The sequence below is a fragment of the bacterium genome (assembly GCA_026398675.1).
In the GTDB taxonomy this organism is placed as follows: domain Bacteria; phylum RBG-13-66-14; class RBG-13-66-14; order RBG-13-66-14; family RBG-13-66-14; genus RBG-13-66-14.
Window position 1 is genome coordinate 1 of record JAPLSK010000189.1, and the last position, 12,201, is coordinate 12,201.

A 12,201-nucleotide genomic window follows, 5' to 3' on the forward strand; every position below is an offset into this window, starting at 1 on the left:
GATGGTCTGGGCCACGCGGTCGAAGATCAGCAACTGATCGGCGATGAAAAAGTAAAGGATCGGCGTCTGGAGTTCGTCGAGCGGCGGGCGTGGCACGACCGGCTCCACGTCGTGAATGAATTCGTAACCGATGAACCCCACGGCGCCGCCCGTGAACCGCGAAACAGGAAGTGGCACTGCCACCCCGCTCCAGAAATTTACTGGGATACTCCGCGGCGCTGACCCCTCGAAGGGCGTCAATCGCAAATCGCGAGACAGGAAGTGGTCCCACCACCCCGGGGGTTGCACGGGCGCGAACGGCTTTAGTATAATCTCCAGCCGCCGGGGACGACCCCGGGATACCGACGGATTTACCAAGCCCTCGTAGCTCAGTCGGTAGAGCACCTGCATGGTAAGCAGGTGGTCACCAGTTCAATTCTGGTCGAGGGCTCCATTTATGCACCGGCCGGGGCTCCGACCGGATGCAGCAACAGTCAGATACCGGCATGGTCTCGAATCGCGACATCATCGCCCTTGCGTGCACCAAGTGCAAGCGGAAGAACTACACCCTGACGAAGAACAAGAAGACGCACCAGGGCAAGTTGGAGCTTACGAAGTACTGCCCGTGGGACCGTGAACGGACGGTTCACCGCGAGGCCAAACCCTAGCCCGCTCCGGGCCCCGCCGCGGACGGGTTCGACCGTTCGAGCGCCGGACCACCGCGGTCGGTGCCGGTGTGTCCGATTGACGCCGTCACAGTAAATAGGCCAGTAGCTCTAATGGTAGAGCGGCGGACTCCAAATCCGCAAGTTGGGGGTTCGAGTCCCTCCTGGCCTGCCAGTCCGTAGGCCGCCCACCGAGGCAGGCGTCCTCGCGCCTGAGAGAGATATGTTTGACAGGATAAAAAGGTTCGTCCGCGAGACGAGGGTCGAGCTCTCCAAGGTCACTTGGCCCACGCGGCGGGAAGTCGTCTCCTCCACCCTGATCATCATCGCCATGAGCGCCTTTCTGGCCGTGCTCATCGGGGTGTTCGACTTTGGGATGTCCACGCTCATTGACTGGATTTTGAGCCAGCGATAAACGATATGACCGACGAACTCGAGAAACCGGTAGCTCTTCTGGTACGCGGTTTATGTGTACTCGGGCCACGAGAAAAAGGTGCTGGGCAACCTCCGCCGCAGGATCGAGCTCTCCGACATCCCCCACCTTTTCGGAGAGGTCGTGGTGCCCTCGGAGGACGTGCTCGTCCAGCGTTCCGGTCGCAGCGCGAAGACGACCCGCCCCTACTTCCCGGGCTACGTCATCTTCCAGATGGTCGGCCGGGACCACGATCTAGAAAAGGCCGACGACCGCAACTTCATCGAGGTGACCAACCTGGTCATCAGCACGCCGGGCGTACGGGGCTTCGTGGGCGGACGGCGCGACCCCGCCCCCCTGGATTCGGAAGAGGTGGCGCGCGTCCTTTGCACCGAGGAGTCGAAGACCGAGCGGATCAAGGACGTCCCATTCTCCAGGGGCGACCAGGTGCGGATCACGGACGGCCCCTTCGCCAACTTCGACGGAATCGTCGAGGAGGTCATGGCGGACCGCCACAAGGTCCATGTCGCCGTCACGGTTTTCGGCCGGACGACCCAGATCGAGATAAATATCGGCCACCTTGTAAAGACGTAGGCCTTCGGGCCGTTGAAATTCACGGGGGGTGTGTCTGGCATCCCTCAGCCGCCGGGGACATCCCCGACGGGTCTCCGGGACGGTGCCTCTCGTCTGGCGGTTATCAAGCTCCAGTGTCCCGCCGGCGCAGCCACTCCGGCGCCGCCGGTCGGACCGGCGTTGGGCCAGTACGGCATCAACATCGGCGAATTCTGCAAGGTCTTCAACTCCCAAACCGCCGATCAGGCCGGCCTGGTGATCCCCGCGTTGATCACCATCTACGCCGATCGGAGCTTCACCTTCGAGCTCAAGACCCCCCCCGCGGCCGTTTTGATCAAAAAGTCCGTGAAGCTGGCCAAGGGCTCGGGCGAACCGAACCGTGAGAAGGTCGGCATACTCACCGAGGCCCAGCTGCGCGAGATCGCCGAGATAAAAATGCCCGACACCAACTGCAACACCATCGAGGCCTGCATGGAGATGGTGGCGGGCACGGCGCGGTCCATGGGTGTAACGATCGAGGGGTAATCCGCCGCGCCGCCCGGACCCGTAACAACGATTCCGCGGACCCGATCCTTCGGAATCCGCTCGAGGAGATGGAATGCCCATCGGCAAGAGGATGCGGGAGATGAGCCAGAGGGTTCCCGAGGAACCCGTTCTACTCAGGGACGCCCTGGCGCTGGTCAAGGAGATGGCGGTCGAGAAGTTCGACGCCACCTGCGACGTGGCGATCCGGTTGGGCGTTGACCCGCGCAAGGCCGAGGAGAATATCCGCGGCTCCTGCCCGGCCCCGGCCGGGTTGGGGCGCAAGGTCACGGTGTTGGCTTTCGTCGGCGGCGAGAAGCTGCAGGAGGCCAGGGACGCCGGCGCCGATATCATCGGCGACGAGGAAATCATCGAGAAAATCCAGAACGGTTGGACCGAGTTCGACAAAGTGGTGGCCACCCCGGATCAGATGAAATCCCTGGCCAAGCTGGGGCGGGTTCTGGGTCCGAAGAAGCTCATGCCTTCCCCCAAGGACGGCACGGTGAGCATCGCGATAGGCGAGGCCATCACTCTTTTAAAAACCGGCCAGATCAACTTCCGCGTGGACAAGGCCGGGATAGTGCACGCCCAGGTCGGCAAGGTCTCCTTCGACGTTGACTCACTTTTCCGCAACGCGATGAGCCTGTTGGAGACGCTCATCCGCCTGCGGCCGGCCTCGGTCAAGGGCCGGTACATCAAGAGCATCCACGTCTCGAGTACTATGGGTCCCAGCGTCAAGGTCGATCCGAAAATCAGCGTGGAGGATATCCGCGTTTGAGCAAGGAGTGCAGGTGACCCGCGAGGAGAAGAGAACCGTCGTCGCCGAGCTTGTGGAGACCCTCTCCAAGACCGACTGCGCCCTCTTCGTCAACATGATCGGCCAGACCGTGGCCGAGTCGACGGAGCTTCGGCGTCGCGTGCGCGGCAGCGACTCCCGTTTGCGACAGGTCAAGAACACACTGACCAGGTTAGCCCTGGGCTCGCTCGGACGCGAGGCGGCCCTGCCCCTTTTGGACGGGCCCACGGCATTGGCCACGACGACGCACCCCGTCGAGCTTTCCCGGGTGCTGGTCGGCTTCAACAAGGACTACGAGGACAAGCTGGAAATCCGTGGCGGCTGGCTTTTCGATAAAATGCTCGACTTCAAAAGCGTCGTGGAGCTGTCGAAGTGCCCGCCCCTGCCCGAGATGCGCGCCAAGACCCTGGGGCTCTTCTTGGCACCCATGGCGAGCTTCTTGAGCCTTTTGAACCAGGTCCCCGCTTCGTTCGTGCGCGTGCTCGCGGCAAAGGCCGCCCAGGAAGAGCGCTAGAGACGAAGTTAAGCCCCGGTTTATCGTGCCGGATGGTGAAAAACGCTTTTTTTAGTTTTGCGAAGGGAGAGAGATGAAGAAAGAGGAAATCAAAGAGGCCCTGGGTAAGATGACCGTCGTCGAGCTCGCCGAAATGGTAAAGGAGCTCGAGGAGGAGTGGGGCGTATCCGCCGCCGCTCCCGTCGCCGTGGCTGCCGCTTCCGGCGCCGCAGCCGGCGCGGCCGACGCCGAGGAGGAGAAGACGGAGTTCAACGTCATCCTCGCCAGCTTCGGCGATAAGAAGATCCAGGTCATCAAGGAGATTCGGGCGATAACCGGTCTCGGTCTCCAAGCGGCCAAGGAGCTCGTAGAGGGCGTACCCTCGACCATCAAGGAGGGTATCGAGAAGGAAGAGGCCGTCAAGATCAAGGATCAGGTCGAGGGCGCCGGGGGCATCGTCGAGATCAAGTAACGGTTTGAGGTCGGGCGCGTCCGGTTATCCGGGCGCGCCTTATGGCCGTTGTGCGCCTTATTTTTCTGCGCAACCTTTTATAAAACCCTTACTTATCATTTCAGGCACGGATAATGCAAAAAATCTGGTCAAGCGGACCAGATTTGTGTATAATACACCGCTCGTGCGGAAGGCCGACTCCGGCGCGGCTCGCGAGACGGGGTGACGCCCCCGGCGCAAATACGGCTGAAAGTATTCCGGCGGCCGAAGGCGTGACTGCACCCAAAGGAAAAACGGGCCGGTTGTGATTTATGCGTAACGGGGGATGGCCGGCGAGCCATACCACCGCTTTTAAGTAAAATCCATCGGGCGAAATAAATCCTGCCGGGCTCCGGGAGCCGCATCCGGGGCTTGGGGTTTACGTTTACCTTCCGCGCGCCTTCCCACAGGTCCATTCAGTCCGCGACCCTCACGCGTGCTCCACCAACGGTAAAAAACAGCTTGGGAGAGCCCATGCCCGAGAAGACCCCGAAACCGAGCGCAGCGAGCTATGCCCCCGGCAAATCTGCGTCCAAAGGCAAATCTGCGTCCGCAGGCAAAACTGCGCTCAAAGGGAAATCTGCGCCCGAAGGGAAAACCTCCCGGAGCAAACGGGGGAAGTACCCCCATGCTCCGCGCACCTCCTACGCCAAGCTCCCCATCGCCATGGAGCTCCCCAACCTGTTGCAGGTGCAGCGTGACAGCTTCAACAACTTCCTGCAGCAGGGTGTCCCGGCGTCAAAGCGCCTCCGTCAGGGCCTGCAGTACGCATTCGAGCGGGTGTTCCCCATCGAGGACCCCTCGGGGGTCTTCCGCCTCGAATTCGTCCGCTACAAGCTCGACCTGCCCAAGTACGAGGTCGAGGAGTGCAAAGACCGGGACATGACCTACGGGGCTCCTTTGAAGGTTACCTTCCGCCTCGACGTGTACTCGGTCGACCGCAAGCACAAAGAGGACCGCCAGCTCATAGACAAGCGGGAGGAGACGCTGTACCTGGGCGAGCTGCCGATGATGACCGACTCGGGTACGTTCATCATCAACGGCGCGGAGCGGGTCGTGGTCAGCCAGCTCCACCGCTCGCCCGGCGTCTTCTTCAAGGAGGACCAGCAGCCGGGCGGCCGCAAGCTCTACTCCTCCCGGATCATCCCCGTCCGCGGCTCGTGGCTGGACTTCTCCATAGACGCCAACGACGTGATGTACCTCTCCATTGACCGCAAGCGCAAGATGCTCATCACCACGTTCCTGCGGGCGCTGGGCTACGCGTCGAACGCGGAAATATTGGCGATTTTCGCCTCGGGCAACCCCATCCCCGTAGACGACAAAAAGCGGGTTGTCGGCGGCGCCCTGGCCACCAAAATTTTCGACCCCCACTCCAAGAACCCCGACGATGTCCTCTATGAGTACGGGACACGGATAGACGAAGAGGTCTACCGGACCCTGGTCGAGGTGGGAATCCGCCACGTCCGGCTGCTGCCCGATCTGGTGCCGATCACCGACAGTGCGCGGCTCCTGAGCGCCGTCTCCCTCGAAGACGTCGTAGACATGAGCTCCGGCGAGCTTCTGGTCGAGGCCGACCGGGAGATTACCCCGGAGATATTCACCCAGCTCGCCGAGGCGGGCATCGAGGCGGTCAGGGTCATCCCCGACCCCGACACCATCTGGTTCTCCGTCATCCGCAACACCCTGGAGAAGGACTCCATGCCCTCCAAGGTGGAGTCGGCCCTGCGGGTCTACACCCTGCTGCGCCCCGGGGAGCCGCCCAACACCGAGGCGGCGGTGAAGTTCTTCAACACCCTCTTCTTCAACGTGCGCCGCTACGACCTGGGCAACGTGGGCCGCAAAAAGCTCAACGACAAGCTGAGGATGAACCTGCCCCTGGAGGAGCACCGCCTGGACCGGGACGACATCGTCGAGACCTGCCGCTACCTGTTGAAGCTGCGGGGCGGGGAAATGGGCGCCTCCACCGACGACATAGACCACCTGGGAAACCGGATAGTGCTCAGCGTGGGCGAGCTCTTGGAGGACGTGTGCCACGTGGGCATCGCCCGCCTGGAGCGCGTCGCCCGCGACCGCATGGCCGTCCAGGAACCGGGCCGGTGCATGCCCAGTGACCTCATCAACTCCAAGCCGCTCACCGGGGCCGTAAAGGTGTTCTTCGGCTCCTCGGCCCTGTCGCAGTTCATGGACCAGGTCAACCCGCTCTCCGAGCTGACCCACAAGAGGCGCGTCTCGGCGCTGGGCCCCGGCGGTCTTTCGCGCGACCGGGCCACCTTCGAGGTGCGCGACGTCCACTACACACACTACGGGCGGCTCTGCCCCATCGAGACCCCGGAAGGGCCGAACATCGGCCTGATCAGCTCACTTTCCACATACGCCCGCATCAACGCCTTCGGCCTCATCGAGACCCCCTACCGGCGCGTGACGAACGGGAAGGTCGGCGACGAGATCGTGTACCTCTCCGCCGACACCGAGGAGAACCTGATAGTCGCCCAGGCCAACGTGGAGGTGGATGAAGAGGGGCGCATCACGGACAGCCTGGTCCTCGCCCGCTTCCAGAGCGAGTTCACCCGCGTCAAGCCCAGCGAGATAGACTACATGGACGTGAGCCCGAAGCAGGTCATCAGCATCTCCACCTCCCTCATTCCCTTCCTGGAGCACGACGACGCAAACCGGGCCCTGATGGGCTCCAACATGCAGCGCCAGGCGGTGCCCCTGATGACCACCGAGCCTCCGCTGGTCGGCACCGGCGTGGAAGAGATAGCCGCCCGGGACTCGGGGGTTCTGGTCGTTGCCCGGCGGCCCGGCGTAGTGGCCTACGTCTCCGCGACCCGCATCGAGGTCGAGACCAAGGACGTGGACGAGTACACCGGCCTCTTCGAGCGCGATGTGTACGAGCTGAAGCGCTACGTGCGCTCGAACCAGGACACCTGTATCAACCAGAAGCCCATGGTTACGCAAGGGCATAAGGTTAAAGTGGGGGACGTGCTGGCCGACGGCCAGGCCACGTCCGTCGGTGAGCTGGCCCTGGGGCGCAACGTCCTGGTCGCCTTCATCCCCTGGTACGGCTACAACTACGAAGACGCCATCATCATCTCCGCGGAGCTGGTCCAGAACGACATCTTTACCTCCATCCATATCGAGGAATACGAGATAGAGTGTCGGGAGACCAACCTCGGCCGCGAAGAGATTACCGCTGACATCCCCAACGTCTCGGCCGACAGCCTGCGCAACCTGGACGAGGCGGGGATAATCCGCGTCGGTGCCAGCGTAAAGCCGGGCGACATCCTCGTCGGCAAGGTCGCTCCCAAGGGCGAGACCGAGCTGACCCCCGAGGAGAGCCTGTTGAGGGCAATCTTCGGCGAGAAGGCCAAGGACGTCCGCGACGCCTCCCTCAAGGCCCCTCCCGGTCTGGAGGGCAAGATAATCGGCATCAAGACCTTCTCCCGCAAATCCAAGGAGCGTTCGGACCACCTCACCGAGAACGAGCTCGACTCCATCGAGGAGTACAAGCGGTACAAGGAGGAGGAGCTGGCGCGCCTGGAGAAGGAAGAAGGGTACGCCCTCAAGCGGTTACTCGTCCTGAAGTGGCCCAAGATAAAGGCCACCGAGGCCCGCGCCAAGGCCCAGGACATCGTGGACGAGCTCATCGAGGTGGACGCCGACTTCGCCGAGCGCATCGTGGATACCCTGGACCGATACGAGGAGATGAAGGCCAGGGTCGATCTGCAGACCAAGATAAAGATTGACCGCATCGAGCGCGGTGACGAGCTTCCCCCGGGCATCTACTCCATTGTCAAGGTGTACGTGGCCCGCAAGAGCCGCCTGTCGGTGGGCGACAAGATGGCCGGACGCCACGGAAACAAGGGCGTCGTGTCAATCGTCGTGTCCCAGGAGGATATGCCCTACCTCCCCGACGGGACGCCCATCCAGATGGTGCTCAACCCCCTGGGCGTGACGAGCCGGATGAACGTGGGGCAGATTATGGAGACCCACATCGGCTGGGCGGCCCACGAGCTCGGATACTACGTGGCCACCCCCGTCTTCGAGGGCGCCACCGAGGAGGAGGTCAAGGAGCTGTTGAAGAAGGCCGGCCTGCCCGAGAACGGCAAGAGCGTTCTCTACGACGGCAAGACCGGCGAGCACTTCGACACCGAGGTCTCCGTGGGTTACATGTACATGATGAAGCTCTCCCACCTGGCCGAGGAGAAGATTCACGCCCGGTCCATCGGCCCGTACTCCCTGGTCACCCAGCAGCCGCTGGGCGGGCGGGCGCAGATGGGCGGCCAGCGCTTCGGCGAGATGGAGGTCTGGGCTGTCGAGGCCTACGGCGCCGCCCACACGCTGCGAGAGCTCCTCACGGTCAAGTCCGACGACGTGCCCGGACGATCCATGATGTATGAGGCCATCGTCAAGGGCGAGAACACGCCGGAGCCGGGTATCCCCGAGAGCTTCAACGTCCTGCGGCGTGAGCTGATGGGGCTCTGCCTGGACATGCAATTAGAGGAGTAGGGGCGGTCCCGTAGGACGATTCCGTAGGACGAGTCCTCTGTGGCCGCCGGGGTTCGGTTGCCAAACAAGGGGCGTAGGGCGACCCGTAGGACGAGTCCTCTGCGGTCGCCCGCGGGCGGGGACAGAGCCCCGCCCCTACGCAGAAAATTTTTACTCGCATAACGAGCCAGAAGAGGGATTGATGAGCTACACGTCCATACCGCCTTTTCAACCCGCGAAGACGCCCCATTTCAACAAGATACGCATCACCATGGCCTCGCCGGAGACGATCCGCTCCTGGTCCAACGGCGAGGTGAAGAAGGCTGAGACCATCAACTACCGCACCCTGCGCGCGGAGAAGGACGGTCTCTTCTGCGAGCGCATCTTCGGGCCCACCCGCGACTGGGAGTGCTTCTGCGGAAAGTACAAGCGGGTGAAGAACAAGGGGGTCATCTGCGACCGCTGCGGCGTCGAGGTGACGCTGGCCAAGGTCCGGCGGGAGCGGCTTGGGCACATCGAGCTCGAGGTGCCGGTGGCCCACATCTGGTACGTCAAGGGCACCCCCAGCCGGGTGGCCACCCTGTTGAACATCTCCACCCGGGATCTGGAGCGGGTTTTATACTACGAGAGCTACATCGTCACCGACCCCGGCTCGACGCCCCTTACGTTCAAGCAGCTTCTGACCGAGGAGCAGTACCAGAAAGCGCGGGCGGCCTTCAGCTACGACTTCGAGGCCGACATGGGAGCCGGGGTCATCCGGGAAATGCTCACCGCCATAGACCTCGAGGACCTGGTGACCGACCTCAGGGTCGAGCTCGAGGCGGCCTCATCGAAGCAGGCGCGGCACAGCATCCTCAAGCGGCTGGGTATCGCCGAGAGCTTCCGCAAGAGCGGTAACCGGCCCGAGTGGATGATCCTCGACGTTATCCCGGTGATTCCGCCCGAGCTGCGGCCCCTGGTCCCCCTGGACGGGGGACGCTTCGCCACCAGCGACCTGAACGACCTCTACCGCTCGGTGATCCACCGCAACAACCGTCTGCGTCGCCTTAAGGAGCTGTCGGCTCCGGCGGTCATCCTGCGCAACGAGAAGCGGATGCTGCAGGAAGCCGTGGACGCGCTCTTCGATAACGGCCGCCGCGGGCGCGCCGTGCGCGGCTCCGGCAACCGGCCGCTAAAGTCCCTTTCACACACGGTCAAGGGCAAGATGGGCCGGTTCCGCCAGAACCTTCTGGGCAAGCGGGTGGACTACTCCGGCCGCTCGGTCATCGTCGTCGGTCCGGAGCTCAAGCTCCACCAGTGCGGCATCCCGAAGCGGATGGCCCTGGAGCTCTTCCGCCCCTTCGTCATCATGCGCCTCGAGCAGGCGGGCATCGTCCACACCGTCAAGAGCGCTCGAAAGCTCCTGGATCAGGTTTCGCCGGAGGTTTGGGACATCCTGGAGGAGATCATCCAGGACCACCCGGTGATGCTCAACCGCGCACCGACCCTGCACCGCCTCGGCATCCAGGCCTTCCAGCCGGTGCTGGTCGAGGGCGAGGCGATTCGCATCCACCCCCTGGTGTGCACCGCGTTCAACGCGGACTTCGACGGCGACCAGATGGCGGTCCACGTGCCGCTCTCCGTGGAGAGCCAGCTCGAGTGCCGCCTGTTGATGCTCTCGACGCACAACATCCTCTCCCCGGCCAACGGCTCGGCCCTGGCCACGCCTACCAAGGACATGGTCCTGGGCGTGTACTACATGACGAAGCCGAAGCTGGAGCGCACCCCGCCACAGAAGTGCCGCCGATTCCAGGAACTTGACGCGGTCAAGCTCGGCTACGACCTGGGGATGCTGAACCTCCACGATGACTTGTTGGTCCGGCGCGACCCCGACTGGCATGTCTACCCCGAGGACACCCACGGCGAAAGCTGGGTCTACACCACCGCGGGCATCGTTCTCTTCAACCTGCTGCTGCCGGCCAAGATGCGCTGGGATTCGCGGCTGATGAGGAAGAGCGCCGTCACGAAGCTCGTCGGAGAATGCTTCAAGCGTTACGGCGAGGACCAGACCGTCGAGCTCTTGGACAACCTCAAGTGGGCCGGATTCCGGTTCGCCACCCAGTCGGGCCTCACCGTGGGTATTGACGACATGGTCATCCCCGAAGAAAAGCCCCTCATCATCCACCAGACCGAGGAGGCGGTGAAGCGGGTGGCGCGGGACTACAAGAAGGGCGAGATATCCAACGGCGAGCGCTACAACATGGTCATAGACGCCTGGACCGACGCCACCGACCAAGTGGCCGAGAAGATGTTCCACACCCTGTCGCGGGATCACGGTGGGTACAACCCCATCTACATGATGGCCGACTCGGGGGCGCGGGACAGCCGACAGCAGATACGCCAGCTCGCCGGGATGCGCGGCCTGATGGCCAAGCCCCAGAAGAAGGTCACCGGCTCCATCGGCGAAATTATCGAGGAGCCGATTCTGGCCAACTTCCGCGACGGTCTGTCGGTGCTGGAGTACTTCATCTCCACCCACGGCGCCCGGAAGGGGCTGGCGGACACGGCCCTGAAGACCGCCGACGCCGGCTACCTCACCCGCCGGCTGGTGGACGTGGCCCAGGACACCATCATCACCCTCCACGACTGCGAGACGATTCGGGGGTTAGACATCGAGGCCCTCCACGAGGGCGACGAAATCATCGAGCCCCTGTCGGATCGCATCCTCGGGCGGGTGGTGCTCGACGACATCTACCATCCGGTGACCAACGAGGTTCTCGCGCACGCCGGCGAGCTGGTGGGCGAGGAAAAAGCGCTCATCATCGAGGATTCCGGCCTGGAGCGGGTCAAGATTCGGTCGGTTTTGACCTGCGAGGCGGAGCAAGGGGTGTGCGCCCTGTGCTATGGGGCGAACCTGGCCACGGGCAAGCTGGTGGACATTGGGGAGGCGGTGGGCGTCATCTCCGCCCAGAGCATCGGCGAGCCGGGCACCCAGCTCACCCTGCGCACATTCCACATCGGCGGCACCGCGAGCCGGATCATCCAGCAGACCCACGCCGAGGCCCGCCGCCCCGGTCGCGTCGAGCTGCACAATCTGGACACCATCGTCAACCAAGCGGGCCAGTGCCTGGCCAACAGCCGCAACGGTCACATCGTCCTCTACGACGACGAGGGCAACGAGCTCATTAAGTACGAAGTGCCCTACGGGGCCGAGGTCCGCGTCGAGCACGGCCACACGGTCAAGCGGGGCGACATCCTCTTGGCCTGGGAACCCTACACCAGCCCGATTCTTTCCACCATCGAAGGCAGCGTGGAGTTCGTGGACATCGTGGACGGCGTCACCGTGGCCGAGGAGCTGGACGAATCTTCGGAACGCATCCAGCGCGTCATCACCGAGTACAAGGACAAAAAGCTTCACCCCCAGATTCTCGTCCACGGCGAGAACGACAAGGAGGAGGTTTACTCGGTGCCCATCGGCGCCTACCTCCTCAGCCACCACGACGAAGAGGTCAAGGCCGGCGACGTGCTGGCCAAGATCCCCCTGGAGTGGGGCAAGACCTCGGACATCACCGGCGGCCTGCCACGGGTCGTCGAGCTCCTCGAGGCCCGCAAGCCCAAGAATCCCGCCACCATCACCGAGATAGACGGCCGCGTTTCCTTCGGCCAGCCCAAGAAGGGAAAGCGTTCGATCAAGGTCGCCAACGAGGTCGAGGAGCGGGAGTACCTCGTGCCCTTCGGCAAGCACGTCATCGTCTTCGAGGGGGACGAAGTGCAGGCGGGCGATCCCCTGACCGAGGGGGACAT

The 12,201-nt window shown here is 63.3% G+C and carries 9 protein-coding genes, 2 tRNA genes and 1 pseudogene; 11 read left to right on the forward strand and 1 reads right to left on the reverse strand.

What is annotated here, in order from left to right:
* On the reverse strand, window positions 1-183 hold a 183-nt coding region (locus NTW26_06220; GenBank protein MCX7021854.1), incomplete at its 3' end, for an anthranilate synthase component I.
* Between the two features lie 174 nt (window positions 184-357).
* Here NTW26_06220 and NTW26_06225 point away from each other — a divergent pair.
* From NTW26_06225 to rpoC, 11 genes and pseudogenes are all read left to right on the forward strand, one after another.
* A tRNA-Thr gene (locus NTW26_06225) sits at window positions 358-433 on the forward strand.
* A gap of 28 nt (window positions 434-461) precedes the next feature.
* The gene (gene rpmG, locus NTW26_06230; protein MCX7021855.1) at window positions 462-647 is read left to right on the forward strand and encodes a 50S ribosomal protein L33; all 186 of its coding nucleotides are present in this window, start codon (window positions 462-464) and stop codon (window positions 645-647) included.
* 96 nt (window positions 648-743) lie between these two features.
* Window positions 744-819 (forward strand) — tRNA-Trp (locus NTW26_06235).
* A 48-nt stretch (window positions 820-867) separates the two neighbouring features.
* Window positions 868-1,059 (forward strand): preprotein translocase subunit SecE, encoded by a 192-nt coding sequence (gene secE / locus NTW26_06240; GenBank protein MCX7021856.1) that lies wholly within the window; start codon window positions 868-870, stop codon window positions 1,057-1,059.
* A 51-nt stretch (window positions 1,060-1,110) separates the two neighbouring features.
* Window positions 1,111-1,650: pseudogene (gene nusG, locus NTW26_06245) on the forward strand (transcription termination/antitermination protein NusG).
* Window positions 1,651-1,743: 93 nt separating this feature from the next.
* Window positions 1,744-2,154: a 50S ribosomal protein L11 gene (rplK, locus tag NTW26_06250; GenBank protein ID MCX7021857.1), complete on the forward strand. Its 411-nt coding sequence runs from the start codon at window positions 1,744-1,746 to the stop codon at window positions 2,152-2,154.
* A 73-nt stretch (window positions 2,155-2,227) separates the two neighbouring features.
* The gene (gene rplA / locus NTW26_06255; GenBank protein MCX7021858.1) at window positions 2,228-2,929 is read left to right on the forward strand and encodes a 50S ribosomal protein L1; all 702 of its coding nucleotides are present in this window, start codon (window positions 2,228-2,230) and stop codon (window positions 2,927-2,929) included.
* 13 nt (window positions 2,930-2,942) lie between these two features.
* Window positions 2,943-3,461 (forward strand): 50S ribosomal protein L10, encoded by a 519-nt coding sequence (gene rplJ, locus NTW26_06260; protein ID MCX7021859.1) that lies wholly within the window; start codon window positions 2,943-2,945, stop codon window positions 3,459-3,461.
* A 73-nt stretch (window positions 3,462-3,534) separates the two neighbouring features.
* Window positions 3,535-3,912, forward strand: coding sequence for a 50S ribosomal protein L7/L12 (gene rplL, locus NTW26_06265; protein MCX7021860.1), 378 nt, complete (start codon window positions 3,535-3,537; stop codon window positions 3,910-3,912).
* 492 nt (window positions 3,913-4,404) lie between these two features.
* Window positions 4,405-8,439: a DNA-directed RNA polymerase subunit beta gene (rpoB, locus tag NTW26_06270; GenBank protein ID MCX7021861.1), complete on the forward strand. Its 4,035-nt coding sequence runs from the start codon at window positions 4,405-4,407 to the stop codon at window positions 8,437-8,439.
* Between the two features lie 181 nt (window positions 8,440-8,620).
* On the forward strand, window positions 8,621-12,201 hold a 3,581-nt coding region (rpoC, locus tag NTW26_06275; protein ID MCX7021862.1), incomplete at its 3' end, for a DNA-directed RNA polymerase subunit beta'.

Bases quoted from the DNA above. Each gene is read 5' to 3' on its own strand.
- rpmG (MCX7021855.1), top strand. From the start codon at position 462: ATGCAGCAACAGTCAGATACCGGCATGGTCTCGAATCGCGACATCATC.
- secE (MCX7021856.1), top strand. From the start codon at position 868: ATGTTTGACAGGATAAAAAGGTTCGTCCGCGAGACGAGGGTCGAGCTC.
- rplA (MCX7021858.1), top strand. From the start codon at position 2,228: ATGCCCATCGGCAAGAGGATGCGGGAGATGAGCCAGAGGGTTCCCGAG.
- rplL (MCX7021860.1), top strand. From the start codon at position 3,535: ATGAAGAAAGAGGAAATCAAAGAGGCCCTGGGTAAGATGACCGTCGTC.
- rpoB (MCX7021861.1), top strand. From the start codon at position 4,405: ATGCCCGAGAAGACCCCGAAACCGAGCGCAGCGAGCTATGCCCCCGGC.